The sequence below is a fragment of the Brachybacterium paraconglomeratum genome (assembly GCF_039541415.1).
GTDB classification, from domain to species: domain Bacteria; phylum Actinomycetota; class Actinomycetes; order Actinomycetales; family Dermabacteraceae; genus Brachybacterium; species Brachybacterium paraconglomeratum_A.
This window is the reverse complement of sequence record NZ_BAABGE010000003.1, coordinates 53706-80181: the sequence shown is the minus strand read 5'-3', so window position 1 is coordinate 80181 and position 26476 is coordinate 53706. Positions and strand designations below refer to the sequence as shown.

Genomic DNA, 26476 nt, shown 5'->3' with positions numbered 1-26476 from the left:
GATGTCAGACCACCCGGCGCTTGAGCTTGCGACGCTCACGCTCAGACAGTCCGCCCCAGATCCCGAAGCGCTCATCATTCTCGAGGGCATACTCAAGACACTCGGCACGCACCTCGCAGGAGACGCAGACCTTCTTGGCCTCACGCGTGGAGCCGCCCTTCTCGGGGAAGAACGCCTCCGGGTCGGTCTGCGCGCACAGGGCACGCTCCTGCCAGGTCAGCTCGACGTCGTCGGAGTCCTGCCCGGCGAAATCGAGCAGGGACAGCTCGGCACGCGCGTCGTCTTCGACTCGTTCCGCATCCATAGCCACCACTCCTTCCACTGCTGTGTCGACCACCGAAGGCCCGTCTGGGCCCTAAAGTACACCGGTGTAGTTATGGTCCGTCAAGCGGCGTCGGCGCGTCGCCTTGCATATCGCATCCGAATCACATTCCCGGGAGGGCCCATGTCCGTCGCATCACCGCCTGCACAGGTGTCACCGGGTGACCCCGGTCCGGCCCCCTCCGCCGTCACCATCCTGCCCGTCACCGGGCTCGGTGAGATCGGTGAGGGCGACGATCTGGGCAGCCTGCTCGCCGCAGCGCTGGCGCCTCTGGCTCCGGCCGATGGCGACGTGCTGTGCGTCTCCACGAAGGTCGTCTCCAAGGCTCTGGGCCTACGGGTGGCCCCTGAGGATCGCGACGAGGCGATCCGCGCCGCAGCGGTGCGCACCGTCGCCCGCCGCCTGCACACGCGGGTCGTCACCTCCGTGGTGCAGATCCCGTCCGGTCCGGTGATGGCGGCCGCCGGGGTCGACTCCTCCAATGCGCCACAGGGGCCGCTGCTGCTGCCCGAGGATCCCGACGCCTGCGCCTGGGAGCTCCGTGACCAGCTGGTCGCAGCTCTGGGCGTCGACCTGGGGGTCCTGTTGACCGACACCTCGTCTCGGGTCTGGCGGGTGGGGGTCGGAGACATCGCCCTCGGAGCGGCGGGGGTCAGCGCGCTGCAGGACCTGCGCGGCGGGACCGACGCCGACGGCCGTCCGCTGCACGTCACCGTCCGGAACCTCGCAGATGAGCTCGCCGCTGCTGCCGACCTGGTCAAGGGCAAGGCCAGTGGGGTGCCAGCCGCCCTGGTGCGCGGAGTCGCCTCCGCCACTGCGGCCGACGTCCCTGCGCGTGAGCTCTCCCGCACCGGGAGCGACGACTGGTTCCGGAGGCCCAGCCTGGAATCGGTCTGGGTATCCCTGGGCCTGACCCCGGAGCAGGAACCGATCGCCCGCATGTCTCCGGAACCCGAGGCAGAACGGATCGCCCGGGCGCTCGCGGTCGCGTCACTTCCCCGTGCCGGGCAGCTGCCCGGCACTGCCACGGCGCACCTGAGCGCGGTGCCGGGGAGTCCTGCGCATATCGTGGTGGCAGCGGCAGACGACTCCGCTTCCGCCCTGATCCACGCCGCGACGCTCGCCGAACGGATCCGCACCGCGCTGGCGGCCGAATCCCTCGCCGCTGCACTGCCGGAGGTCTCCCTCGAGATCTCCGTCCCCGATCCTCAGGAGGACCTGACATGAGCGAGCACCCCAGAGCGCTCTTGGATACCGGCGCCCCGCTGCTGCGCGCCCTCGAGCAGACCGGCCCGAACCCGGTGCTCGCCTGGTACGGCGAGGCCTCCCGCATCGAGCTCTCCGGGCACGTGCTGGCCAACTGGGTGATCAAGGCGATCGGGCACCTCCACGACGAGATCGCGCTCGCCCCCGGCGACCAGATCGTCCTGGACCTGCCTCCCCACTGGAAGCGCCTGGTGCTGGCCCTGGCGGCCTGGTCCCTCGGTGCAGAGGTGACCTGGCGCGATCCCGAGGGCTCCGCGGTGGAGGGGGCGCTTCCCGTCCCGTCTCCGCAGGTCCTTGCCACGGACCGCCCCGATTCGGAGCTGGCCGGAGATGCTGAGGAAGTGCTCGCCCTCCAGGCCGTCTCGCTCGCCCCGCGCTACGACGGGGACCTGCCCGCGCTGGTCCACGACTGGCTCAGCGAGGTGCGGGGCAGCTCCGACCGACTCGGCGTGGTGCTGCCCCGCTGGAGCGGCCCTGAACCGCTGGATCCCCCGACCACAGCGCCCGGCGCGCCGCTCCCCCGGGTGCTGGTCGACGAGGACGGGCTGCCGGCAGCCGCGCAGCTGCTCGGGGTGCTCCTGGCGGGCGGCGGGATCGTCGGCCCCGCGAGCGAGGTGGGCGAGGAGCAGGCGCGCGCAGAGGGTGTGACCGCAGCGCTCGACGCTCGCTGACGGCTCTTCCGCTGCGCCCGACGCTGCACCACCGGGCTGGCCGGCTCCTGGCGGTTCTCCCCGGCGCCGAGTGGCCCTCCCGGTGTCACCGGGCGGTTCGGCTCGCGGGCAGCCTCTCAGCTCGCACGCAGCGTCGCTACGGCCTCGGTGGGGTCGCCGTCGAAGATGGCCCGGCCCTTCTGGAGCACGACGATGCGGGTGCACAGCTTCTCGAGCATCTCGAGCTCGTGGGAGACGACCACCATGGTGCGGCCGGCCTCCTGCAGCTCGCGGATACGTTCCAGGCACTTGCGCTGGAACGGCTCGTCGCCGACGGAGAGGATCTCGTCGACCAGGAAGATATCCGGCTCGGTGTGCACCGCGACGGAGAAGGCCAGGCGCAGGAACATCCCTGAGCTGTAGTACTTCACGTCGGTGTCGATGAACTCCTCGATCTCGCTGAATGCGACGATCTCCTCGAACTTCTCATCGATCTGCTCGCGGCTCATCCCCAGGATGGCGCCGTTGAGGTAGACGTTCTCACGCCCCGAGAGATCGGGGTGGAAGCCGGCACCCACTTCGATCAGGCCCGCCACTCGGCCCCGGAGGAGCACTCGGCCGCGGTCCGGGTAGAGCACCCCGGAGATGGTCTTGAGGAGGGTGGACTTGCCGGAGCCGTTGAAGCCGATCAGCCCCACCGTCTCCCCCGCGTGCACCGTGAGGTCCACATCGTTCAGGGCCAGGAAGGAGTCCGCCAGCTTCTTGCGCTTCAGCGCCGAGAACACGAGCTCCTTGAGCGAGTGGTCGTGACGCAGCGAGAACTGTTTGGTGACGTGCTCGATGAGCACCATCTCGCGGTCGGTGGGGACTGCGGCGGAGTCGGGTACGGAGTCGAGGTTCGGGCTCATCCGGGTGCTCCTGTCACAGTTCCTGGGCGAAGCGCCGCTTCGAGCGCTCGAAGACGACGGTGCCGACCACGAAGGTGACCGCAGCGATCAGCAGTCCGGCCCACCACAGCCCGAAGGGCTCACCGGGACCTGTCAGCGAGGGATCCACGGCCACGGCCTCGACCACCTCCGGCCCGTAGCGCCAGAACGCGGTGTGGAAGAGCTCCACCACGATGGTCAGCGGGTTCAGCTGGTAGAGCCACCACCACACGGTTCCCCCGATCGCCTCCTGGACCATCGAGATCCGGTAGAGGACCGGGGAGAGCCAGGTCGCGACCATGACGATCAGATCCACGAAGTTCTCGACATCGCGGAAGGCGGCGTTGAGCGCCGCGGTGATCATGCCGAGCCCCATGGTGAACACCACCAGGATCACGATCCCGAGCAGGAAGGCGATCGCCGCGGTGAACGAGGGCAGCCATCCGAACAGGAGGGCGCCGACCACCAGCACTGCCAGCTGGGGCAGGAAATGCACCAGCGCCACGATCATGCTCGCCCAGGGGAACAGCTCGCTGGGCAGGTAGATCTTCGAGACCAGCGCCTGGTTCCCGGTGATCGAACGGGTGGCGTTGCCGAACACTTCACCGAAGAGGTTCACCACCACGATTCCGCTGAACAGATACACGGCGTAGGCCGGGGTGTCCCTCGAGAGCTGCAGGAACACTCCGAGCGCGATGTAGAAGACGATGAACTGCACGGCGGGCTTGACGTAGCTCCACAGCATGCCCAGCGCACTGCCGCGGTAGCGCACCCGCAGCTCCTTGCGCACCAGCAGGCGCAGCAGGAACCGTTCGCGAATCGGATTCAGCCAGCCCGCGTCCTGCCCCGGAGCCCGCCAGCCTTCGGCCTGCTCCGCGCGGGACGGAAGCCACGCAGCTCCGCCGGTGACGTTCGCGGTCACGCCGCAGAGCCTCCGGTGTCGCCGCTGTGCGCAGAGCCCTCTGCCCGGTCGCGCTCGCGCACCGGCGCCGGATTGTCCGCGAAGGTCTGCTCCCAGGCGTCGAAGGAGGTGATCCGGGAGGAGGCCTCTCGGTAGCTGTCACGCAGCTCGTTCCACCGACGATGCAGCTCGAGGTGGGCGGTGATCGCTTCACTGAGCATCTCCCGCACCTGCTGCGGGTTCCGCTTGTACCAGGCGACCTGGGTGCCCTCGGCGTTGGAGACCAGTGCGCTGTCGTAGGCGGACAGCCGCCACCACTTCGCGTCGAGGTGCGGGATCACCGCCTGCGGGTTCTCCGCAGAACGCGGCTGCGTGGGCTTCAGCAGCTGCTTGGCGAGGGTCTTGGCGGTCCAGACCGGGAGCATCAGCCGGTGCGGCTGCGAGAAGGGACGTCCCTTCCGGGGCGGTTTGTCGATGTGGACCGGCGGGTACAGATCCTGGTCCTTCCTGGCGACCGCGTCGTCGAAGTCCGCGGCCATCCCCCGGATCTGGGGAAGCTTGGTCCCGATCGAGGGGTGCAGGGCGTCGGGCCCGTCGAGCACGTCCTGCTGAGCCATCAGCCGGCCCGCCTCCGTGTAGTACTGCATGGAGATCAGGTGCTTGACATCCATGAACTGCGATTCCTTGACCACCCGGCCACCACGGGCGTACGGGGAGTGCAGCAGCGCGGTGATGATGCGATTGCGCTCATGGAAGTAGGCCTGCCAGCCGACCAGGTCGTCCTTGTCCACCCAGCTCATGTGCCATACGCCGGCTCCGGGCAGGGAGACCGTGGGATAGCCGGCCTTCTTGGCCCGCAGCCCGTACTCGGCATCGTCCCACTTGATGAACACCGGCAGGCTGAGACCGATCGCGCGCACCGTCTCGGTGGGGATCAGGCAGCTCCACCAGCCGTTGTAGTCGGAGTCCGCACGGCGGTGCAGCCACGGGGTGGAGCGCAGCGGCTCCTGGGCGAAGTCGTGGCCCGTCGTCCCGTCCTGGTTGGCGAGGGCGGGCTGGATCCGCCAGGGGTCGACGACCTCACCGAAGGTGTGCAGCACCGAGCGGTTGTTGAGGTCGAACATATGCGCACCGACCAGCATGGGGCGGGTGGCGAAGTCCGCGAAGGTCACCATCCGGATCAGCGACTCCGGCTCGATGACGATGTCGTCGTCGCAGTTGATGACATAGGTCGAGGCGCCGCCAGTCGATGCCTCATACATCCCCCGGGAGAAGCCTCCCGAGCCACCGATGTTGCCCTGCTCGATGACCTTCAGCTTCGAGCCCAGCGACTCCTGCAGCGGTGCGAGCTCCTCGGCGTGGTCATTCAACCGATCAGAGCCCTGGTCGATGACGTACATGACGTCCAACAGCGCGCGCAGATCGTCATCTTCGGCGAGGGTCCGGATGTTGTCCAGGCAGTACTCGACCTTGTTCATCGTGGTCATCGAGATCGAGAACGAGCCCTCGGTACGAGCGAGATCGGCGTCAGCAGTCCACTCCGCTCCGAGCACCGTCAGGTCCTCCGACCCGGCGTAGGCGTCGAACCAGTACCAGCCGCCGTCACCGAAGGCGGTCAGCGGAAGCTCGAAGACCTGCTCGCCGGATCCGGAGACATTGCGTGATTCCTGACGCTGCAGAGTGCCGCGAGCGGTCGAGCGCATCACGACGAGATGACCTGAGCCAGCCGTGCGCACCGTCAGGCGCACCGCCCGGACGGGCGTCCAGCGCCGCCAGTAGCTCGCGGGGAACGCGTTGAAGTAGGTGCCGAAAGAGCGCATGGACTGTGCGGGGATCCGCACCGCGTGACGGTCGCTGAGGTCGGTGATATCCACCTGTGACGCGGAGGAGTGCGCGATGGGCGGAGACGCCGCCGTGGACTTCTCCACGCGCTCCGAGCCTCCACCGAGGCCGAAGGCTCCCCCCGTGGCGCCGGAGCGAGCATCAGAGGCTTCGATGTACAGGGGGACGATGTCCGGGGAGGACTCGTACGGCAAGATCATGCGCTGCAGCAGTCGCTGCGGGGCACCCGGGGCGGGCTGGTCGGTCTCGCGAGATGCCGTGGTGGCAGTGGTGGCGTTCATGGTGCTCCTCGTCGGCGTTCGGCGGATGCCCCGCGGCAGGCGGCGGGGCGCTCGGGTCACGCCCGCAGCAGGTCGGACAGTTTGTTGTCGGCCATGGACAGGGCCGAGCCGATGGCCATGTGCATGTCCAGGTACTGATAGGTGCCCAACCGGCCCCCGAACAGGGTGCGCGGCTCGGCGTCGGCGAGCTCACGGTAGGCCAGCACTCGTTCGCGGTCGCTGCCGGAGTTGATCGGGTAGTACGGCTCGTCCCCGGACTCGGCGAAGCGCGAGTACTCGCGCTGGATCACGGTGCGGTCCGTGGGGTAGTAGTCCCGCTCGGGGTGGAAGTGGCGCGGCTCGATGATGCGGGTGTACGGGGTCTCGACATCTGCATAGTTCATCACCGAGGTGCCCTGGAAGTCGCCGACGTCGAGGTGCTCGGTCTCCAGGTCGATGGTGCGCCAGCCCAGCTCGCCGAGCTCGAAGTCGAAGTAGCGGTCCATCGGGCCGGTGTAGACCACCGGGATGTTCCCGCGCACGGCATCCTTGTTCAGCGGCTGGGTGGTGTCGAAGTAGTCGGTGTTCAGCCGCACCTCGATGTTCGGATGGTCGGCCATCCGCTCGAGCCATGCGGTGTATCCGTCCTTCGGCAGCCCCTCGTAGGTGTCGTTGAAGTAGCGGTTGTTGTACGTGTAGCGCACCGGGAGCCGCGAGATGATCGAGGCGGGCAGGTCCTTGGGATCGGTCTGCCACTGCTTGCCGGTGTAGTTCTTGATGAACGCCTCGTACAGCGGGCGACCGATCAGCGAGATGCCCTTGTCGTTGAGGTTCTCGGGGTCCTTGCCCGCAAACTCCCCGGCCTGCTCCTTGATCAGCTCGCGCGCCTCGTCGGGCGTGTGCGCAGAGCGGAAGAACTGGTTGACCGTGCCGAGGTTGATCGGCATCGGGTACACCTCGCCCTGGTGGGTGGTGTACACCTTGTGCTGGTAACCGGTGAACTCAGTGAAGCGGTTCACGTACTCCCACACCCGCTCGTTCGAGGTGTGGAAGAGGTGGGCGCCGTACTTGTGCACTTCGATGCCGGTCTGCTCATCGGCCTCGGAATAGGCGTTGCCGCCGACGTGAGGACGCCGGTCGATGATGGTCACCTTCGCGCCATGCTCGGCGACGGCGCGCTCTGCGACGGTCAGGCCGAAGAGGCCGGAACCGACGATCAGGAGATCAGGAGTCGACACAGGTGGTCCTTTCGATGCGTGCGGAGGAGTCCGCTCGATGCGTGCGGAGGGGTCCGCCGGAGACCCGCTCACAGTATCGGAGGCAGGACGATGGGAGGAGCCCCGGCCTCGGCGCGCCGGAGGGTGTGGCTTGCCTCATGATGTGGCCGACATCGAGGAGTGCGGAACCTCGACGTTCTTCTCGATGAAGCGGCGGTAGCCGATGCGGCGGACCCAGCCCGGCGCGAACCGATAGGCGCCTCGCAGCACGAGGTTGCGGGCGAACCGTCCCGGACCGATCACCCGGTCCAGCAGCATCCGGCGCTGCAGCTGCAGATCGCTCGAGAACAGCCTCCACCCGCCGCGGCGGGCGAACAGCTCCTCATCGACGCGATAGTCGACGAGCACCTCGGGTCGGTTCGCCATCCGGGCGCCGCCGAGCATCATCCGCTCCCACAGCCAATAGTCCTCGAGCAATGGAAGGTCCCGGTAGCCGCCGACGGCACGAGCCACCGAGCGCCGCAGCACCACCGTGGGGTGATGGAAGGGGCTGTGGTGCGGCAGATAGCGCACGATCTCGTCGTGCTCGAGCGGCCTCGTGCGCAGCGGGCCCTTACCAGGTTCGACCCTGTCGCTAAACTCCCGCATCGCACCCCCTGCAAGATCGAGGTTCTGCTCCTCCATCCAGGGGATCTGGAGGGCGAAACGCTCGGGCCGGCAGATGTCGTCTGCATCCGCCCGCGCGACCAGTTCATAGGGGCTGGCTTCGAGTCCGTCCTGGAGCGCAGCGGCGACGCCGCGGTGGGCGTCATGGCGCAGCACCTGGGCGGGTCCGAACTCCCCGGCGACGACCCGCTGCACCAAGGTCTCGAGACCGGCCGGGAGCGGCCCATCCACGGTGAGGATCAGCAGCTCGGGGCGACGCTGCTGGGCCGTGGTCGCCGAGGTGAGCGCGAGCTCGACGCGCTCCGGGAGGTCACGTCCCCACAACGGCATCAGCACCGCGAACGGAGAAGGATGTCCGGTCGCGGGAGAGAGGCCCTTCGCGGGAGCCCGGTCCGACTCGCTCACCGACCGGCCGCCCTTTCGATGACGCGGATGTCCGCTGCGGCTTCGCCGTCGGACTGGAGCACCGTGGTGGAGGGCCGTGGTCCTCGTCGCAGCGCGGAGAGCAGGCCCCGCAGCCCCACACCGAGCAGGTCACCGCGGTGGCGCAGCAGGAGCCGGAGCCAGCCCAGCGAGGTGGCGCCACCATGGAGGACCTTCTCCAGCGGGGTGAAGGAGCTGGTGCGCAGCAGCGCCCAGAGCCGGTTGCGCACGTCATAGTAGAAACGAGAACCGGGGCTGGTCTGCGCGTTGCTGAAGCGGGCGGTGCGATGCTCGACCACGGAGCCGGGAACCTGGAGCCCCCGTCCGTCCCGCAGCAGACGCCCGGTGTGCTCGAAGTCGTCCGACCAGATGAAGTAGTCCGCATAGGGAAGGCCCAGGCGACGCACATCCTGACCGTTCAGCAGCGCGGAGACGTAGCTCGCAGTGCGGATCGGGCGTCCGCCGGCGCGGGCGGCATCGCGCTTCTCCTGTGCACTCGCTCCCAGCCTGCTGCGCTGGGTGTTCATGGGATGGTCACGCCCATCAGTCCAGACGGCGCGTGAGCTGAGCACGCTCAGCCTCACCGGGGAGGCCTCGAGGGAGCGCAGCAGCTCGCGCAGCGCGCTCGGGCGCGGGATCGTGTCGTCATCCATCACCCACACCCAGTCCGCGTCATGCCGCACCAGGGCGCGAGCGATACCGGTCGCGAAGCCTCCCGCCCCACCGACGTTCCTCCGCAGATGGACGACGTCCGCGTTCAGCGGATGGACATCCGCGACGGTGCCGCTCGCATCGGTCGAGGCGTTGTCGATGATGATCACCGCATCGGGACGGCGATCCTGGGCCGCGAGTGCATCCAGGCACTCCTGCAGCAGCGTTTCACGGTTGTATGTCACCACGACGGCGACCACGCGCGCAGCGAGCGCGTCGGGATGTGCGGTGCTCTGCCGAGGCGTCTGGTCGCCTGCGGGTGCGGAATGTGTCACTGCGCCTCCTGCTGCTGGTCTGTGCCGCCTCGGCGGCGCGTCCCCAGTGTACGGAGCACCGGGCGGGCGCCCCCACCTCCATGATGATGGCCGTGTGAAGGTTCTCGGGAGGTTCCTGGGAAGATCGTCGCCCGCCGCGCCGCAGCGGCGCGGGATGCGCCGGGGCGGCTACCCTGGCGAACGCCGCATGCGCCGAGGGGCACTGCCCACCGGTCGACGCATGCCCCGACGCCCCCGATTGCACGGCTCCGGCCGGAAGGAGACCGCTGTGAGCGATCAGTCGCCGCCACGCTCCCCGCGCCCGGGAGGGCCTCGACGTCCCAGAGGTCATCGCGCACGAGCCGGAGGCAGCGCGCGTCCGGTCCCGCGACAGGGACGGCGCCCGGCCGCGCCCGCTCCGGGCAGCCCGACTCCCACCCGTCTGCTGCCCCGCGCCGACGCAGGTGAGCCGGGACAGCCGGCATCCTTCACCGACCCAGCGCCCGACGGGCCTCCGCTCGCGCGCACCGCGGGGAACCCGCGGCGCACCCCCCGCCCCGTACGGCTGGGGGCCACGCTCCTGGTCCTGGTGCTCGTGGTGGTGCTGGGCTGGGGCGCCGGGCTGCTGCTCTGGACGCAGAGCCGGATCGAACATGTCGATGCACTGTCCGAGGCGGCGAACACCCCAGGTACCACCTATCTCATCGCCGGCTCCGACAGCCGCGGCGGAGACACCGTCGAGTCCGACGGCACAGAAGGGGCCCGCACCGACACGATCATGCTCCTGCACAAGGCTCCGGGCGGGAACAGCTACCTGATCTCACTGCCGCGGGACACCCTGGTCGATATTCCGGGCAAAGGTGGCTACAAGCTCAACGCGGCTTACGCCTTCGGTGGACCGTCGCTGCTGGTCAAGACCGTCGAGCAGTTCACCGGACTCACGGTGGACCACTACGTCGAGGTCGGCTTCGACGGCGTGGCGCAGGTGGTCGACGCAGTGGGGCACGTGAACCTGTGCATCGACCAGGATGTCGACGACAAGCGCTCTGGACTGGTCATGGCCGAGGGCTGCCACGACGTGGGCGGGGAACAGGCGCTCGCCTTCGTGCGGGCCCGCTACTTCGATCCCACCGCAGATATGGGACGCCAGCAGCGCCAGCAGGAATTCGTGGGGGCACTGATGGATCGCGTCACCTCACCGGCGGTGCTGCTGAACCCGATCAGCCAGCTGCGCCTGGCCGGCGCCGGCTCGGGGGCACTGACCACGAGCGAGGGCAGCGGGATCATCGACGTGGGACGGATGGCTCTGACCGCCCGCAGCGCCATGAACGCGGGAGGGACGCTCAGCATCCCGATCGAGGACCCCGAGTATCAGACGAAGCACTCCGGGGTCGCGCTGCTCACTGACGACGATGACGTCGCCGCCTTCTTCGCCTCCGTGGCGGATGGATCTGCGGAGCCCGCCCCCGCGCCGTAGCACCTGGCGGCGCCCCTGGCGATATCTCGACATCGATGCTGCAGCTGTGCCAGCGCACTGGTTCAGCGCCGGGGCGGAATCAGCGGAAGAGCATGTCGATGACGATGTTCACCGAGTTGAGGACCGACTGGCCCTTCGAGCGGGAGTAGTCGGTGTAGAGGATGTGCACCGGATGCTCAGCGACGCTGAGCTTGTGGCGCCCGATCTCCTCGACGATCTCGGAGGCGTGCGCCATCCGGTTCTGCTCGATCGCGATCGTCTCGCATGCCTTTCGACCCAGCACCCGCAGCCCGTTATGGGCGTCGGTGAGCTTCACCCCGCTGGTGAGATTGGTGTACCAGACCGCGCCGCGCAGGACCATCCGCTTGAGCAGTCCGGGCTTGGTGCGCGCATCGAGGAAGCGGGAGCCGAGCACGATGTCCACGCCCTCGGCATCGCGCAGGGCGATCATCGCCGCGGCATCGTCCACCTGGTGCTGGCCGTCGGAGTCGAAGGTCACGATCTGACGCATGTTCGGATCACGCAGGGCGTAGTCGATGCCGGTCTTCAGCGCGGCGCCCTGTCCCATGTTGAAGGGATGGCGCACCACGGCGGCACCCGCCTCCGCGGCGATCCGCGCGGACCCGTCCATGCTGCCGTCATCCACGCAGATGACCAGGGGGTATCGGGTGCGCAGATCACGGATGACATCGCCGACGACCTCGCCCTCGTTGAACAGCGGGACCACGAACCAGGTGGTGTCGGCTCCCGGCGCGGCCAGCGTGCGCGAGGAGTCTGGGCTGCTCATGTGGTCTCCTCGTGGGGCGGGGCGTTCAGCGACCGGGACCAGGACGCTTCAGGAGGATACCCTGTTGACGTGGAAAGCCTCCTTGAATCACTCGGTCCCTCGCTTTCGGTGAGCAGTCGCACCTTCATCGTCCAGATGCTCCTGTTGCTGGGGATCGTCGGGATCGTCACCTGGCTCTTCATCAAGCGCGGTGCGAAGCAGCTTGCCGTCCGTCGGCTGCTGATCATCGCCTTCGCCGTGTTCGCAGTGGCCGCGGTGCTGTTCCCCGGGCTGCTCACCCACATCGCGCATCTGGTCGGGGTCGGTCGAGGTGCGGATCTGCTGCTGTACGCGACGGTTCTGGTCCTGCTGGGCTTCCTCGCGCTCCAGGAAGCGCGCACGAAGGCCCAGGAGAAGCGCACCACCTACCTCGCCCGCCGCCTGTCGATCGATGAGGCGGAGCCCGCCGTCGAGTACCGCCGGCGATCCCTGGACGAGCACCACGGATGATGGGGCTGACCCACCTGCTGCTCGTCGTCCTGCTCGTCCTCGTCGCCACCTACCTCCCCGGCTACATCGTGGTCCGGGCCCTGGCCGGCTCCCGTCTGCTGGCACTCGCCTTCGCTCCCGCGCTCGGAGCTGCAGCGGCGGGAATCGGCGCGATGATCGCGCCCTTCGTGGGTCTGGACTGGACGCTGCTCGCGTACGCGCTGGCCTCGGCCGTGCTGGTCCTCCTCTCCGTCACCCTCGCACGGCTCGGCATCCGCCTGCCTGCCACGGTGCTCGACGGCCCGCTGCTCGCCGAGCGGCGTCCCTCCACTCGCCTGGGCTGGGGCGGGGCGCTCACCGCGGCGATCGCGACCGCGGTGATGCCGATCGCCGTCCGCGCGGGCGGAGCCGATGCCGTCCTCGAGCGGTATGACACTCTTTTCCACCTCACCGCGCTGCAGCACATCCGCGACACCGGCAACGGCTCGAGCCTCGAGCTGAACGCTGTGGCGAGCTCCACGGCACAGCCCGCTTCCTACCCGGCCGCGTTCCATGACCTGGCGGCGCTGGTCCCCAGCATCGACATCCCCATCGTCCTCAACGGCTCTGCGCTCGCACTCGCGATCGTGCCGTGGGTGCTCGGCACGGCCCTCCTCGCCCGAGTCGTCTATCCCGAAGTGTCCTGGGCTCCCCCGGCCGTCGCGGTGGTCGCGGCCGTGATCCCGGCCAGCCCCCTGAACCTCTGGGTCCATCTCTCGCCCCTGCCGAACCTTGTCGGCTTCGCAGCGCTGGCCGGAGCGCTGGCCGGAGCGGTCGCGCTGTGGAAGTCACTGACGGCCTCCTCGGAGACCCTGGCGGATGCGCCCTCGCAGGGGCCAGGAGCCTCTGCCTCGGCGCGGCCGTGGGGGCCGTCCGTCGCCACCCTCGCCGTCGTGGGCTTCGCGGGCGCCGGGCTGACGCTGCTGCAGCCGAACGTCGGCGTCACCGCGCTGATCCTGCTGGCGGTCCTCACGACGGTGACCGGCTTCCCTCTCTGGCGGACGCGCCCGTGGCTGATCGCCATCCCGGTGCTCGCCGTGCTGCCCGTGGCGGCACTGACCTACACGCCTCTCGGCGCCCGGGTGACCGGTTTCACCGGGGGTCTGCAGGTGCCGTGGTGGTCGGCTCTCGGCGAGGTGGGGCTGGGGCTGCTCACGATCTGGCCGATGGCGCTCGGCGTCCTCATCGCCGCTCTGTGGTGGCCGGGCCTGGTGACGTCCCTGACCGGACCTCACCGGTGGCTGCCCGTCGCCTGGCTGGTCATGGCCGTCATCTACCTCGATGCTGCCGTGGACTCGCCCCTGAACCTGTCGGTGCTCTTCTTCCGCGGGCAGGACCGCATCGCGATCCCCCTGGCGATGCTGTCCTGCGTGCTCATCATCCCGGGGATCCGGTGGTACGCGGACAGGCTCCGCATCTCCCGACGCCGCGGCCGACCGCTCCGCGCTCCCCTCGCCGCCGCGCTGGTGGTCGTCGCCGCGCTCGGGGTTCTCTCGTCGGTCCCGACGCGTCTGGACAACGCGGCCAAGAACTTCGCCCAGGACTATCCGGGCCGCGGCCGTTTCCTCCAGGCTGACGAGCTCACGGAATTCGCGCGCTTCGCACCGCAGATGGACCACTCGACCACGATCCTCGCCAGCCCGTACTCCGGCGCGGCCCACATGTATGCGTTGCACGGCCTTCCCGCGTATTTCCCGGTCGCGGGCGTCGCGCTGACCGACGAGGATCGTGCCGTGATCGAGGCGGTGCCCCTCGCGGGAAGCTCACCGGAGCACTGCCGCCTCCTCAGGGAGCACGGCATCGGGTATGTGTACCAGGAAAGGCGCCCGTACCAGTTCGACCCCGCCTTCACTTCTCTCGGGCAGGGCGGGGACGATCTGGGCACCGTGGTGTTCGAGACCGATCACTCTCGGCTGCTGCGAGTCGAGTGCTCCCCGGCGAGCTAGCAGCGCGGAGCGCTCGGGCTGCGCCTGACGAGCGGCCTTACGGCGTCAGCCCGAGACGGCCTTGCGGGTCGCCTCGATGACGCGCTCGACATCGCCATCGGTCAGGCCCGGGAACATCGGCAGCGAGATCTCGCGGCGGTAGTAGTCCTCCGCCACGGGGCACATCCCGCGCTGGTAGCCGAGGTCTTCGAAGACCGGGTGCCAGTAGACGGGGATGTAGTTGACCTGGACCCCGATCCCCTGCTCGCGCAGGGAGTCGAAGATCGCCCGTCGCTTCTCGGCCGGGACCCGCAGCGGGTACAGATGCCATGCGGGGGCGGCGCCCTCGGGGGCGAACGGGATGTCGACGCCGTCGAGATCTCCGAGGGCCTCGTCATACGCCTTCTTCACCTCGGCGCGTCGTGCGACGAACTGGTCGAGGCGGGTGAGCTGGTTGGTGCCCAGGGCGCTCAGGACGTCCGGCAGGCGATAGTTCAGGCCGAAAGCGTGAATCTCCTGATGCCATGGCCCCTCATCGGGGAAGCGCTGGGCCGCGCGATCGCGGACCAGCCCATGGTTCTTGAAGGACCGCGCCCGGGCCGCGAGCTCGTCATCAGCCGTCACCACAGCGCCGCCCTCGGCGGTCGTGAGGTTCTTGGTCGGGAAGAACGAGTAGGTGGTGAGGTCCGCGAGGGAGCCCACCGGGACCCCGTCCAGGGTCGAGCCGATCGAATGCGCGGCGTCCTCGAGGAAGAGGAGGCCCTTGCGCTCGGCAAGATCCCGGAAGGCCGGGGCGTCGACCGGCACGCCGGCGTAATCGACAGCCGCGACGACCTTCGTACGCTCGGTCACCGCGGCCTCGGCGGCCGCCGGGTCGAGGTTGCCGGTGGCAGGGTCGACGTCGGCGAACACGACCTTGGCACCGAGCAGCGCGGCGGTGGCGGCCGTGGCGGCGAAGGTCAGCGGGGTCGTGACGATCTCGTCGCCGGGCTCGATGCCTGCCGCGGCGTAGGCGACATGCAGCGCCGCCGTGCCGGAAGTGACCGAGACAGCATGCTGGACACCGGCGCGCTCGGCGATGGCGGCTTCGAACCGATCGACCTCAGGCCCCGTCGTCAGCCAGTCGCTGCTCAGCGCCTCGGTGACGACCTGGATGTCGCTGGCGTCGATGGACTGACGCCCGTAGGGAAGCATCTCAGAGCCCACCCTCGATGATCTCGGCGATCTGCTCCTGGGTGTACCACTCGTCATTGGAGTCCGAGCGGAAGTGGAACCCGGGCTCGACCGGCGTCCCGTCCTCCGGAGGCTGGTACCCCCAGGTCGCGAGGTCGGGCTGGATGATGTAGTACTTGCCGTCCTGGATCATGACGGCACGGCGGCCCTCTTCGGGGCTGATCATCTCCTCGTGGAGCTTCTCGCCCGGGCGCAGGCCCACATCGACCAGTTCGGCGCCGGGGACGACAGCGTGGGCGAGGTCGGTGACCTTCATCGAGGGGATCTTCGGGACCAGCAGCTCGCCGCCCTGCATCAGCTCGAAGGTATCGATGACCATCTGCACGGCCTGCGGCAGCGAGATGAAGAAGCGGGTGCAGCGCAGATCGGTGATCGGCAGCGGCTTGCCCTCATCGCCGAGACGGCGGAAGAACGGGATGACCGAACCGCGCGAGCCCATCACATTGCCGTAGCGCACCACGGCGAAGCGGGTGTCATACGCCGCCGCATAGTGGTTGCCGGTGATGAACAGCTTGTCCGCGGTGAGCTTGGTGGCGCCGTAGAGGTTGATCGGGCTCGAGGCCTTGTCCGTCGAGAGGGCGACAACCTTCTTGACACCGGCGTCGATGGACGCCTCGATCACGTTCTGGCTGCCCAGGATGTTCGTCTTGACGAACTCGAAGGGGTTGTACTCCGCGGTGTCGACCTGCTTCAGCGCGGCGGCGTGGACGACATAGTCCACGTCCTTCAGAGCGCGGGAGAGCCGGCGCTCGTCACGGATGTCGCCGATGAACCACCGCAGACGCGGGTCGTTCCCGAACAGGTTGCGCACCTCGTACTGCTTCAGCTCGTCTCGGGAGAAGACGACCACACGACGGGGGTCATGGTTGTCGAGCACCTCGCGGAGGAAGGCCTTGCCGAAAGAGCCGGTCCCTCCGGTCACGAGAATGGAGGCACCAGTAAGGATCGACATGAACATCTCTTTCGTCGTCTGGGATGAGGTGCCACGGGGACTCCCCGGGGCTGCGCATGTCATTATGGCACGATGATCGAAACACGATGCGTGGCTGTGATTCAGGCTCGGATGGGGTCATCCCGACTCCCGGGAAAGGTGCTCCGGCCGCTCGCCGGCAGGCCCGTTCTCGGGTGGATGGTGCGCGCGGCGCAGTCAGCCGCCGGGGTGGACGAGGTAGTGGTCGCCACGTCCACCGATCCAGGTGACGATGCCGTCGCCGATCTTGCCGAGGAGCTCGGTGTGAAGGTCGTGCGGGGCAGCGAGGACGACGTCCTGTCCCGGTTCATGCTCGCCCTCGAAGAGACGCAGGCGGATGCTGTGGTGCGACTCACCGCGGACTGCCCGCTCGCGGATCCTGCCCTGATCTCCTCCGTGGTCGGCCTGTGGCGTTCGGACCCTTCGTTGGACTACACCGCCACCACGCTCGTGCGGACCCTGCCGCGGGGTCTCGACGTGGAGCTCGCCTCGCGGGCCGCGCTGGAGCGGGCGGACGCGGAGGCCGAGAGCTTCCACCGCACGCATGTGACCTCCTATCTGTACGACGGCAAGGCCTCGTTCCGCACAATGGGCCTCGTGGTGCAGCCCGCCGCCAACGATCTCCGGGTCACCCTGGACACCGTCGAAGACGGAGAGATGCTCGATGCGATCGTCGCCGAGCTCGGTGACCGCGCCCCGGCATGGCACGAGGTCGTCGATCTGCTGCGTGCACGCCCGGACATCACCGGCATCAACGCTGGGGTCCGTCAGAAGAAGCTGACCGAAGGATGACCCATGTCGTCATCCGCTGCGATGCGACCGAGCAGGGCGGCGTCGGTCACCTGGTGCGTGCGATCTCCGTCGCCGGCGCTGCCAGGAATGCCGGACACACCGTGGTCGTCGCCGGCTCGATCAGCTCCCCGCTGGCGCGGAACCTGCTGGCTGAGGCCGGTCTCGAGGTAGTCGGCGCCCCCTCCGACCTCGAGGTCCTCGCCGCTGAGCAGGGCGCGAGCGTCGTCCACATCGACGACTACGCGACCGGAGCTGACGCACTGGCCTCGGTGCGCGCGAGCCGGGCGCTCATGTCCTCGATGGAGGACGGCGAATTCGGCCGGCGACCTGCCGACGTCGTCATCGATTCCACGATCCGCGCAGAGCTCACCCACCGCCCGGAGGACGGCTCCGGGGTGGTGCTGCGCGGGATCAGCTACGCCCCGATGCGCCCGCAGGTGCTCGCCGCACGAGAGTTGCGGGATGCGACGGACAGGCCGGGTGCCGAGGCCCGGGTGCTGATCGTGATGGGCGGCACTGATCCGACTGGCGCCGCCGGGACGTTGGCGGCAGTCTGCTCTGCGGCCGACGGCATCAGTCAGGTGAGCGTGGTCTCCCCCGAGCGGAACTGGCCGGCGGTGCGCGCCGCAGCGGACGACGGGGTCGAGCTGATCGCCCCCTCCCCCGCATTCCTCGACCTCGTCAGCTCCGTGGACCTCGTGGTCAGCGCCGCCGGGACGACGGCCTGGGAGCTGGCCTGCATCGGCGCGCCGAGCATGCTGGTCGCCGTGGTGGAGAACCAGCGCGCCGGCTATGAGGCGGCGATGGCCGAGAAGATCGCCCGCGGACTGGGGACGCTCGAGGAGGTGCGCGCCGATCCTGCGGCTGCCACCTCCCGCGTGGAGTCTGCCCTCGCCGATCTGCGTTCCGGGCGGTCGTGGGCCTCCGTCGGCCGCACCGCCGTGGACGGTCTCGGAGCGCGACGGATCGTCGCCGCCTGGGAGGAGAGCCTCGCTGGCCGCATCGGCGAGAACGGCGCCCCCACCATCGCGCGCCGCGCGACCCTCGCCGACTCGTCCCTGCTGCTGCGGTGGCGCAACGACCCCAGCACCCGCGAGGTCTCACGGTCCCCCCAGAGCATCTCGTGGGACGGCCACACGGGCTGGTACCGGAGTCTGCTCGAGGATCCGCGGCGCGAGCTCTACGTCGTCGAGCGCGGCGGGGCCCCCGTGGGGACAGTCCGCTTCGATGCGCTCGAGGCCGACGAGTGGGAGGTCTCCATCACCCTCGCGCCCGAGGCGCGCGGCGGTGGCCTCTCTCGGCCGGTCCTGACTGCTGGCGAGTCGGCGTTCCTGGAGCTGCATCCGGGAACTGTGCTGGTCGCCGCGATCCTTCCCGACAACCTGCCGTCCCAGCGCCTGTTCGCGCGGGCCGGGTACCAGCTGGACCCGACCCGCGACGACGGCGACTTCGACGTCCTCGTCAGGCGAAACTTCAGACGAGATTCCAGCTGAGCGGCGTTCCGCGGCCCACGTCCTGGGTGAAGGTGCGGCCCAGCACGATATCCATGTAGCGGGGCTCGAGCCCGCCCGTGGGACGGATGGAGCGCACGTTCGCCTCGGTGACCACGTCACCGGCGCGGACGTCCTCCACGACGAACAGCGAACGGCGCAGGCGCTGGCTCTCGGCCTCGCTCGCGACGGGGCCGACGTGCACCTCACCGAGCGCGAGCCATGCATTGTGCGACTCGTCGACGAGGGCCTTCAGCTCTTCGGGCTCGAGGGAGAAGTCGGAGTCGACGCCACCGTCGGCTCGACGGAGCGTGACGTGCTTCTCGAGGATCGCAGCGCCGAACGCGACGGCGGCGACGCTCACGCCGATGCCCTTGGTGTGGTCGGACAGGCCGCTGACCACGTTCCAGGTGTCGCGCAGCACGGGCAGGGTGCGCAGGTTCGTGGACTCGGCGGTGGCCGGGTACGAGGAGGTGCAGCCGAGCACGGCGATCTGGTCGTTGCCTTCGGCGCGGATCGTCGCGACAGCGAGGTCGACGTCCGAGGCGTTCGCGGCGCCTGTCGAGAGGATGACCGGCTTGCCGGTGCGGGCGACCGTGCGCAGCAGCGGGATGTCACCGATCTCGAGCGAGGCGATCTTGTAGACCTGGGCGTCCAGGTCCTCGAGCAGCTGGACTGCGGTGGCATCGAAGGGGCTGGAGAACGGGATCATGCCGTGCTCGCGGGCGCGGGCGAAGATCGCTTCGTGCCAGTCCCAGGGCGTGTGAGCCTCCTGGTAGAGGCTGTAGAGGTTCCTGCCGCCCCACAGCCCGTGGCTGTCGGTGATGCTGAAGGCGGGGCCGTCGGCGTCGATCGTGATCGTGTCCGCCGTGTAGGTCTGGAGTTTGATCGCCGGGGCACCGGTCTCTGCGATCGCGTCGACGATCGCGAGGGCGCGGCCGAGGTCGCCGTTGTGGTTGCCGGACATCTCCGCTGCGACGAAGGGGCGATGGTTCTCGCCGACCTGGAGGTCGCCGATCTGGAGTGACTTGGGGGATCCGTGGAGGCTCGAAGACATGGTGCGATCGTACCGGAGCGGGCCCGGCGCTTCGCTCTCAGTGCGGCTGCGACGCGCGGGCCAGGCGCACCAGGCGAGCGCGGCATGCCGCCATGACGTGATCGAGGCATTCCTCGTAGGGAGCTGTGAAGTCGATCCAGGACGGCGCGATGATCCTCGAGTTCCGGGAGAGCTGGTCGATAGGTGTCGCCCCTCCCCCTGTGCGGTAGAAGTAGTTCTCGGGAGAGAAGCCCAACAGCCAGGTCGGCGTCCCGACGGCTGCGGCCAGCTCCATCGGCACCGTGCTGATCCCGATCACGAGGTCCATCGACGCCAGATGCCCGGCCAGACCCTCGAAGTCGTCGAACAGGTCCACGTCCTCGATCTGCCGGATCCCGTTCTCCTCGCAGTAGGCGGCTTCGGCGGGATCGATGGCGTGCTGCACGGACCAGAACTCGACCCCCTCGACGTCCAGCAGCGGTGCGAAACGCTCCACATTCGGATACATCATCCGCCGTGAACCTCCGGCGAAGTGACTCTTCCAGACCAGCCCCACCTTCAGCCTGCCCTCCGCCTTCGGCACCGCCCGGGCGGGGTCGGGGACGAGATAGGCGCCCGAGTCCGAGCGCGGGAGCACGCCGGCGAAGCGGTTGAAGGTCAGGTTCTGGCCGAAGGTGACGTGGTCCGACGCCGCCACATACGGATCGCAGACCGCCGTCAGATGGCTGGCGAGGATGAAGTCGCTGTAGCGACCGTCATAGACCGGGTTGAGGATCCCTCGCACGCGACGCGGGACGCCGACGAACTCCACCGAGGGGAAGCTCCGCTCGAGCAGCGACTGCAGGCGCGGATCACAGGTCGCAGTGACTGCGAAGCGGGAGGAGAGCTCGTCCAGGTACTGCGCCGTGCGGATCTCATCGCCGACTCCGTCATCGATGATGAGGAACAAGGACGACCCGGGCGCCTCCGGCAGCTCCTCATAGTTCAGGAAGGTGCTGCCGAGATCTCGCTTGAGAGTCCGCCACGGCGGCGCCGCCCGGCGCACGCTCCAGCTCTTGAGGAAGTCACCTTCGAGCAGCAGGGTGGTCGCCTGATCGCGGTCCCCGAGGCGGATGCCCGTGCGGCCGGCGCTCGCAGAGCCGTAGCCGATCTCGTTGCGGAGGTCGATGACGGAGTAGTCCTCGTCGAGCCGTGCATAGACGAACCGGAGGCCGGTCGCCGCGGCGGTGTAGGTCGGGTCCTCCTCGAGGACCGACCTCAGCAGCTCTGCAGCATCGCGGTGCGCCTCGTCCTCCATGGCGATCAGGCCGCGGCCGCAACGGGCGCCGAGCATCGTGTCGGGGACGCCCTGGAGATGTGGCACGAGAGAGTCCAGCTCTGCCAGGAGGTCCTTGACCGTGAGCACGCGCAGCAGTGAATCCTGGGTGTACACGTCCATGCTCGGGAACCGCTCGGCGGTCGCCGCGAGGCTTGCGGCGAAGAGCTCCTGGTGCGCCGGTCCCTTGGATCTCAGGTCATAGGTGAGGGCGAGCACGCCGGGGACCTCGAGGAATCTCGCAGGGATCTGGTCGAGGTCCCCGATCAGGGAGCCGGAGTCGAACCGCATCGCGGCTTCGAGCACGCCGCGATCGCCGAGCCCGAGCAGGGAGAGCTGTTGCTCCAGGAGCGTGCGCGCGACATCCGCATGGCCGTGGGTGACGAGGTCGCCGACGTAGCGGAGGTTGTCCTTCCACTGGTACGGGTCATCCTCGCCGTCGTCGAAGTAGTCCATGACCTCGACCTTCTGCAGCTCGGCTGTGCGAAGCCGGAACTCACGGAAGCGGAGATCTCTCACCGTCTGGCCGGAGGGCCGCGCGCTGCGCTCGGCGTGCTGGAGCACGTCCAGCGCCTGCAGCTTGTCGTCAGCATCCATGCCGGACAGCTGGATCCACTCGGCGAGCTTCACCGCCTCTGACGGGCTGAGAGCACGGTCCCCGAGGTGAGCGAGGTGGGGTGCCAGCAGCTCGTCTGACATGCGCCCGCTCTGGGCATGGAGCAAGGTCACGCCGACGAAGCACTGGTCGATGAAGGCGAGCTGGCGGGCGTCGACCTCCCCCAGCAGTTGCGAAGCGGTTCGGAAGTTCCGCAGCCTCGACAGATGACGGGCGATCTCGAGGCGACCGCCGACCGGGGCGCTCGACGCCCGCTCCATCAGTGCCTGACGACGACCCTTCGCATCGAACGGAGTTCTCGCGATACGCACGAGCTTGCGAAGCACTGCATCCACCGAAGGGCTCTCCTCGAGTCGGGCCTGATCATGGCTGCCTCGCCATAGCCCAGCAGTCTAGGCGGGCCACCGTCTCACAGGGCCGGGACCAGCGGCTCCGGCAGGAGTGCGTCGTGCTCGGGAAGTCGAGGGAGCCTGCTCGGGAGGTGGCTGAGCGGATGGCGCAGGAACACCAGCGGGGAGCCGCCCGAGCCCGCGTCCTGAACTCCCTCGGGCCGCTTCACCAGACCCAGGACAGCACCGGCCTTCCGCAGCGGGGCGCCGGTCCAATAGCTCAGGAACGGTCCCGGAGAGGTGCGATCCCAGCCCAGGGCCGTGCGCAGTGCCGGTGCGTCCAGCAGGTGCTCATGCCCGAGCTCGTGGCGGGCGAGATTCTGGCGCAGTGCGTCATCGGCGTCCTCGTGGAACTCCGGCCACAGCTCCCGCGTGCGCCGCGAGACCTCGGTCCCGAGCGCGCCGATAGCGATGTCCGTGCCGTAGATCGCGGTCGGCGTGCCCTCGGCGGCGGCGTAGACGACAGCGGTGGAGAGCTGGTTGGAGACGACTCGGTTCGCGCCCCGGACCAGCCGCAGGACCCTGCCGAGGAACTGCGGATCCCGCCGCTCGCCGGCGCTGACCACCCGGTGACCGTGCTCGAGCCAGACTCGCTGCTTCTCGGGGCGTTCGAGATCCTCCGGATGGAGGCAGATGATCGACGGGCCGTCGCGCTCGGCGAGCTCACGAGCGAGCGGGGCCTCGTCGTGCTGGAGCTTCACCAGGCGGGTGTCGTGCACCGGGAAGGCGACCGTGGCCCCGAGAGCCTCGACAGGCTGATCGGCGGCGAGCGCACTCAGATAGAGGAAAGGCGCGCCGATGGGTGTGGTCTCGAACTGGTCTGCGGCCGGGTCCCACCCTCGCGAGGCATGCGTCCAGACGAGCCGACGGGCCGTCCGGGGCAGCTTCGCGAAATCGGAGAAGTGGACGAGCGTCGGCGAGCGCACGGTCCAGCCGTGCTGGAGGAGTCCATGCAGGTGACGGACCGAGCGGAGCCCGGCGTGCTGCGCGAGCGCCGCGCTGTGGCCGTAGTAATGATTCTGGATGTCCATGGTCGCTCAGCCGAAGATCCGGTGTCGCGAGGCCGGGACCTCATACGGCACGAGGTCGTGCGGGGAGCTCGCGAAGCGGAACAGGCCCGACTCGACGTCCTGCAGCGTCTCCTCGTACCCCGGGACCTCGATCACGTAGGTCGGGCGGCCCAGGGCCGCGGACTCCCACAGGGAGGTGGAGAACGTCCCCACGCTCAGCACCGAGCGCCTGATGGTGGTCAGGGTGTCTTCGGCGGCGATGTCCACCTGAGACTCCAACCCTGCGGCGGCCAGCTCCTGCGCGATGATCGTGCGCTGGGCAGGATGCGGCGCGATCACGACGCGCAGCTCCGGACGCTCCCGGACCAGGTCCTGGACGAACGCGAGGATCCGGCGCAGGACGCGCGGCTGGGAGATGACGCACACATCCCATGCGGGATCCTCGCTCGTGCCCTCGTCGATCGCCGCAGTGAGCTCCGGCTGCTCCCGCGGGACGACGATGTGCTCGTCGTAGACGTTGGTGCGCTCGGCCCAGTAGTCCGACCAGGCGTAGAAGCGCGAGGCGCCATAGTGCGGCTTCGCACCGAACCAGAAGCTGGGCGCGTACCGGCTGGTCAGGGCGTACTGGATATCCGAGACTCGAGCGCCGGAGCGGTCCGCGGCAGCAGCGATGCCGGACCACCAGTGGCTCGAGGCGATGAGCACCTCCTCCGGGGCGACCCGCTCGAACACCGGGGTCCAGAACTCCCGCTCGGCGAGGAACTTCGCCAGCCGGTTGCGGAGATGGTCACCGAGGTCCACCTGGATGCCCAGAGCGTCGGACAGCGCCGCCTCGAACGGACGCGCGTCCACCTCGGGCACCCTCAGGTGCGCCCAGCGGCGGCGCGGATTCTGCTTCCACTGGTTGAACTCGGCGAAGGGGTAGACCATGTTCGTCTCGTCGACACCGGGATACCCGTCGGCATCGGGCTGCACGACGAAGAGCGTCTTGTCATCGACGAACGGAGCAGTGCGGTAGCCGCTCTGGCCACGGCGCGCGTAGTCGAAGACGACGGTGCGCGCCGAGGGGGCGGTGGTCAGGCGCTTGCTGCCGGTGTAGACGTCGTTCACGGTGCCGCCGGCGGAGGTGGAGAGTCCCCACAGCCCTGCCGCTTCGGCGAGCTGGATGATGAGAGCCGAGCGACCGAGCTCCCAGACGTGGACCCCGTCGGGGGTGGTGATGTCGAAGAGCCCGTGGTCGCGCTCGGCGGCGCAGATCCGTTCGAAGAGCTCGCCGTAGGACCACGGCGCGGTGATCCGTCGCTGAGAGGCGCCGTCGCGCAGGAGCAGCCAGTCGTATTCGCCCTGGATGCTCACCGCCGGCCGCTCGGCGGTGCCGCTGTTGGCGACCTGGACGCCGCCAGCGGAGTTGATCACGGTGCCGAAGTTGTCGACGCCGGCGGTCACGGGGAACCGTGGGTGGCGAGCGATCTCCCGCCCGGTCGGCGCTGCCGGCTTGACGGCCACCGCCCCCATCAGCATCGACATGGCGGTCCTGGCGTAGGTCGATGCGACCCGCCCGACAGACCCCATGGCCTGAGCGGGCAGCCCGACGGCCTGCCCGATCCCGCTGAGTCCCTTGGGCTCGGAGGACTGCGATGGTGCGGCGGTCTCATCCGACGTGCTCGCCGCAGGTGTGGCGGTCGATGTGCTCGCTGCGGAGTTCCCGTTCGGTGCGTTCACCACAGGGGCGTCGTCCGACGGGCTCGCCGCCGCGGGCGGAACGCTCGGGGCGGCGGCGTCGGTCTTCTCCGCGCTCTGCGGCGTCGACGCGGCAGCGGTGCGCGGCAGCGGTGAGGGCAGGATCTGCCGCAGCTTCCAGGCGACCGCCTCACCGGACTTTCCCGCGAACTCCACGAGAGCCGGCGGAGTGGTGCGCCAGGAGACATGTCGCGAACCGCCACGGGTGGCGAAGATCGTGTCGCGGACCGGTGGTATGCCGTCGCCGTAGGTCGCATCGCGGCGCAGATGGGGCCGCACCGGGAGCGCGGGCCCATGGGCTGGCCCCGCGAGGTAGTAGCGGTCGCTCGACCCCGGCTCCGTGCTGTACGAGACGACCTCGTGCCCGCCGACGGGGAACTCGATGATCGTGCTCGTGCCGACCTGCCGTACCGCAGGGGCGACGATCCGCTCGCCATCATCGATCCGGACGTCATGGAGAGCCGTCCGAGACTGCACCGTGATCTGGTGCATCCTGCGGGCCCCGACACGCTTCACACGGTGAACGATGTCGCTGGCTGCGACCGGCTCGCCGCCCTCGGTGGCGAACAGGACCGCGAGATCCACCTCCCGGCTCTCCGGCGATCCGAGCACCTTGCGATACTGCGCGACCACCGCGTCAGCCGCGAAGCGTTCGTCGAAGATCTCCCGCGCCCGGCCACCGAGGCGCTGACGCAGGTCGGCGTCTGCGGCGAGCTCACGCAGCCGCGCGGCCAGCTGCTCCACGTCGCCGAGCGGGACGATGTATCCGCTCTCGCCGTCCTCGACCACGTCGCGAGGCCCGAACTCGTAGTCGTAGGTGACGGTGGGCAGACGGTGATAGGCAGCCTCGAGCAAGGGATAGCCGAATCCCTCGGACAGCGACGTCATCAGGACGATGTCAGCACCCGAGTACACGTCCTGCTCGTCGCCGAAGCCGGGAATCCGCACCCGATCGGACAGTCCGAGGTGCTCGATCTTCTCCTGGACCGCGATGAAGTACGGGTTCAGCGGGCTGATGTTGCCCCACAGCGTGAGCCTCACGGACTCGTCGTCGACGAGCGAGAGAGCCTGGATCGCGTCGAGCTGGTTCTTGCGGTGCTGGAACGAGGCCGGCAGCACGATCTCGACCCCGTCGTGCGCGGCGCGGGTGACCGGGCTCGGATGGTGGATGTTCGGGATGAAGACGACATCGGACTCATCGAATTTCGGGACGAACTGCTCGCGCAGGCCCTCCGCCACTGTCTGCACCTGGTCGATGACATCCCGGGCCTCGTCCACCAGGGCCCAGAGCTGGTCATGGTGGCGGTAATCGCCATGGGCCTGCAGGACCGTGCGGACGCGACGCTGCTGGCCGGCGAGTGCTCGGTGGAAGGCGAGCGCCTGGAGGGGCGTCGTGAAGATGATCGTGTCGTCGGCAGTGAGCTCGGCGTTCAGCTGACGCAGGGCGGCCAGCTCGTTCTTGGTGAACTCGTAGGCGGTCGCGTAGACGCGGCCCTTCATCGTCGGGTGGATGTTCTCCGAGAGCAGGCGACCGCCTTCGGCGGGCAGGTCGCGCAGCGCGAACGCCGGCACCCCGGGATCCAGCGGCCATCTCGGCATCGCCAGAACCGCTCCATCACCGCCCCCGAGGAAGCTGAGCACTGCGAGCGGATATCCCCCTCGATGCAGTGCATTGGCGGTCTCCACCACGGACTTGTGGTACCCGGTCGGCCCGGCGAGCTCGTTCACGCAGATCAGGATCATAGTGTCGA

At 68.9% G+C, this 26476-nt stretch carries 21 protein-coding genes; 7 read left to right on the top strand and 14 right to left on the bottom strand.

The genetic code is table 11. The features are described from left to right. Positions 1-4: 4 nt before the first annotated feature. The gene (locus tag ABD893_RS04295; protein ID WP_299304560.1) at positions 5-304 is read right to left on the bottom strand and encodes a WhiB family transcriptional regulator; all 300 of its coding nucleotides are present in this window, start codon (positions 302-304) and stop codon (positions 5-7) included. Positions 305-445: 141 nt separating this feature from the next. Between ABD893_RS04295 and cofE the strand changes: the two genes are divergently transcribed. Beyond that, a complete protein-coding gene (cofE, locus tag ABD893_RS04290) occupies positions 446-1549 on the top strand; it encodes a coenzyme F420-0:L-glutamate ligase (protein ID WP_345076315.1) in 1104 nt (367 codons plus the stop codon). Continuing rightward, a complete protein-coding gene (locus tag ABD893_RS04285) occupies positions 1546-2259 on the top strand; it encodes a TIGR03089 family protein (RefSeq protein WP_345076314.1) in 714 nt (237 codons plus the stop codon). Before cofE ends, ABD893_RS04285 begins: the two co-directional genes overlap by 4 nt. Positions 2260-2375: 116 nt before the next feature. Here the strand turns inward: ABD893_RS04285 and ABD893_RS04280 are convergent, their stop codons facing one another. The 6 genes from ABD893_RS04280 to ABD893_RS04255 form a co-directional block, all read right to left on the bottom strand. Then, on the bottom strand, positions 2376-3146 hold the full coding sequence (locus ABD893_RS04280; protein WP_345076313.1) for an ABC transporter ATP-binding protein: 771 nt from the start codon (positions 3144-3146) through the stop codon (positions 2376-2378). Positions 3147-3159: 13 nt separating this feature from the next. Beyond that, on the bottom strand, positions 3160-4086 hold the full coding sequence (locus ABD893_RS04275; RefSeq protein WP_345076312.1) for an ABC transporter permease: 927 nt from the start codon (positions 4084-4086) through the stop codon (positions 3160-3162). Next, positions 4083-6188: a glycosyltransferase gene (locus tag ABD893_RS04270; RefSeq protein ID WP_345076311.1), complete on the bottom strand. Its 2106-nt coding sequence runs from the start codon at positions 6186-6188 to the stop codon at positions 4083-4085. The genes ABD893_RS04275 and ABD893_RS04270 overlap by 4 nt, the downstream gene beginning before the upstream one ends. Positions 6189-6244: 56 nt before the next feature. Further along, complete coding sequence (glf, locus tag ABD893_RS04265) at positions 6245-7405, bottom strand: UDP-galactopyranose mutase (protein WP_345076310.1); 1161 nt, start codon at positions 7403-7405, stop codon at positions 6245-6247. 135 nt (positions 7406-7540) lie between these two features. Then, positions 7541-8455, bottom strand: a complete 915-nt coding sequence (locus ABD893_RS04260) for a glycosyltransferase (RefSeq protein ID WP_345076309.1) — start codon at positions 8453-8455, stop codon at positions 7541-7543. Continuing rightward, positions 8452-9459 (bottom strand): glycosyltransferase, encoded by a 1008-nt coding sequence (locus ABD893_RS04255; protein ID WP_345076308.1) that lies wholly within the window; start codon positions 9457-9459, stop codon positions 8452-8454. The genes ABD893_RS04260 and ABD893_RS04255 overlap by 4 nt, the downstream gene beginning before the upstream one ends. Before the next feature lie 268 nt (positions 9460-9727). Here ABD893_RS04255 and ABD893_RS04250 point away from each other — a divergent pair, with 268 nt between their 5' ends. Beyond that, a complete protein-coding gene (locus tag ABD893_RS04250) occupies positions 9728-10915 on the top strand; it encodes an LCP family protein (protein WP_345076307.1) in 1188 nt (395 codons plus the stop codon). Between the two features lie 79 nt (positions 10916-10994). Here ABD893_RS04250 and ABD893_RS04245 read toward each other — a convergent pair whose 3' ends face one another. Then, positions 10995-11702, bottom strand: a complete 708-nt coding sequence (locus ABD893_RS04245) for a glycosyltransferase family 2 protein (protein WP_345076306.1) — start codon at positions 11700-11702, stop codon at positions 10995-10997. A gap of 69 nt (positions 11703-11771) precedes the next feature. Between ABD893_RS04245 and ABD893_RS04240 the strand changes: the two genes are divergently transcribed. After that, complete coding sequence (locus ABD893_RS04240; RefSeq protein WP_345076305.1) at positions 11772-12191, top strand: DUF2304 domain-containing protein; 420 nt, start codon at positions 11772-11774, stop codon at positions 12189-12191. Then, positions 12188-14155, top strand: a complete 1968-nt coding sequence (locus tag ABD893_RS04235; protein WP_345076304.1) for a DUF6541 family protein — start codon at positions 12188-12190, stop codon at positions 14153-14155. The genes ABD893_RS04240 and ABD893_RS04235 overlap by 4 nt, the downstream gene beginning before the upstream one ends. Positions 14156-14200: 45 nt before the next feature. On the opposite strand, the gene pseC is transcribed toward ABD893_RS04235, so the two are convergent. Next, positions 14201-15328 carry a UDP-4-amino-4,6-dideoxy-N-acetyl-beta-L-altrosamine transaminase gene (gene pseC / locus ABD893_RS04230; protein WP_345076303.1) on the bottom strand — a complete coding sequence of 376 codons (1128 nt, stop codon included), beginning with the start codon at positions 15326-15328 and terminating at the stop codon, positions 14201-14203. A gap of 1 nt (position 15329) precedes the next feature. Then, positions 15330-16319: a UDP-N-acetylglucosamine 4,6-dehydratase (inverting) gene (gene pseB / locus ABD893_RS04225; RefSeq protein ID WP_345076302.1), complete on the bottom strand. Its 990-nt coding sequence runs from the start codon at positions 16317-16319 to the stop codon at positions 15330-15332. A 72-nt stretch (positions 16320-16391) separates the two neighbouring features. On the opposite strand from pseB, the gene ABD893_RS04220 reads away from it, so the two are divergent. Further along, positions 16392-17129, top strand: coding sequence for a cytidylyltransferase domain-containing protein (locus ABD893_RS04220; RefSeq protein ID WP_345076301.1), 738 nt, complete (start codon positions 16392-16394; stop codon positions 17127-17129). Beyond that, positions 17126-18622, top strand: coding sequence for a GNAT family N-acetyltransferase (locus ABD893_RS04215; RefSeq protein WP_345076300.1), 1497 nt, complete (start codon positions 17126-17128; stop codon positions 18620-18622). Before ABD893_RS04220 ends, ABD893_RS04215 begins: the two co-directional genes overlap by 4 nt. Here the strand turns inward: ABD893_RS04215 and pseI are convergent. The 4 genes from pseI to ABD893_RS04195 form a co-directional block, all read right to left on the bottom strand. Further along, entirely contained in the window at positions 18603-19676 is a 1074-nt protein-coding gene (gene pseI, locus ABD893_RS04210) for a pseudaminic acid synthase (RefSeq protein WP_345076299.1), read from the bottom strand. The two genes, ABD893_RS04215 and pseI, sit on opposite strands and share 20 nt — an antisense overlap. A 37-nt stretch (positions 19677-19713) precedes the next feature. Continuing rightward, positions 19714-21921, bottom strand: coding sequence for a hypothetical protein (locus ABD893_RS04205; protein WP_345076298.1), 2208 nt, complete (start codon positions 21919-21921; stop codon positions 19714-19716). 74 nt (positions 21922-21995) lie between these two features. After that, complete coding sequence (locus ABD893_RS04200; protein WP_345076297.1) at positions 21996-23006, bottom strand: hypothetical protein; 1011 nt, start codon at positions 23004-23006, stop codon at positions 21996-21998. Between the two features lie 6 nt (positions 23007-23012). Beyond that, positions 23013-26468: a glycosyltransferase gene (locus tag ABD893_RS04195; protein ID WP_345076296.1), complete on the bottom strand. Its 3456-nt coding sequence runs from the start codon at positions 26466-26468 to the stop codon at positions 23013-23015. Between the last annotated feature and the right edge of the window lie 8 nt (positions 26469-26476).

What these genes read in the sequence shown, in the direction of transcription:
- ABD893_RS04295 (WP_299304560.1), bottom strand. Translation starts at nt 304, where the DNA reads ATGGATGCGGAACGAGTCGAAGACGACGCGCGTGCCGAGCTGTCCCTG.
- cofE (WP_345076315.1), top strand. Translation starts at nt 446, where the DNA reads ATGTCCGTCGCATCACCGCCTGCACAGGTGTCACCGGGTGACCCCGGT.
- ABD893_RS04285 (WP_345076314.1), top strand. Translation starts at nt 1,546, where the DNA reads ATGAGCGAGCACCCCAGAGCGCTCTTGGATACCGGCGCCCCGCTGCTG.
- ABD893_RS04280 (WP_345076313.1), bottom strand. Translation starts at nt 3,146, where the DNA reads ATGAGCCCGAACCTCGACTCCGTACCCGACTCCGCCGCAGTCCCCACC.
- ABD893_RS04270 (WP_345076311.1), bottom strand. Translation starts at nt 6,188, where the DNA reads ATGAACGCCACCACTGCCACCACGGCATCTCGCGAGACCGACCAGCCC.
- ABD893_RS04245 (WP_345076306.1), bottom strand. Translation starts at nt 11,702, where the DNA reads ATGAGCAGCCCAGACTCCTCGCGCACGCTGGCCGCGCCGGGAGCCGAC.
- ABD893_RS04235 (WP_345076304.1), top strand. Translation starts at nt 12,188, where the DNA reads ATGATGGGGCTGACCCACCTGCTGCTCGTCGTCCTGCTCGTCCTCGTC.
- pseC (WP_345076303.1), bottom strand. Translation starts at nt 15,328, where the DNA reads ATGCTTCCCTACGGGCGTCAGTCCATCGACGCCAGCGACATCCAGGTC.
- pseB (WP_345076302.1), bottom strand. Translation starts at nt 16,319, where the DNA reads ATGTCGATCCTTACTGGTGCCTCCATTCTCGTGACCGGAGGGACCGGC.
- ABD893_RS04220 (WP_345076301.1), top strand. Translation starts at nt 16,392, where the DNA reads ATGATCGAAACACGATGCGTGGCTGTGATTCAGGCTCGGATGGGGTCA.
- ABD893_RS04215 (WP_345076300.1), top strand. Translation starts at nt 17,126, where the DNA reads ATGACCCATGTCGTCATCCGCTGCGATGCGACCGAGCAGGGCGGCGTC.
- pseI (WP_345076299.1), bottom strand. Translation starts at nt 19,676, where the DNA reads ATGTCTTCGAGCCTCCACGGATCCCCCAAGTCACTCCAGATCGGCGAC.
- ABD893_RS04200 (WP_345076297.1), bottom strand. Translation starts at nt 23,006, where the DNA reads ATGGACATCCAGAATCATTACTACGGCCACAGCGCGGCGCTCGCGCAG.
- ABD893_RS04195 (WP_345076296.1), bottom strand. Translation starts at nt 26,468, where the DNA reads ATGATCCTGATCTGCGTGAACGAGCTCGCCGGGCCGACCGGGTACCAC.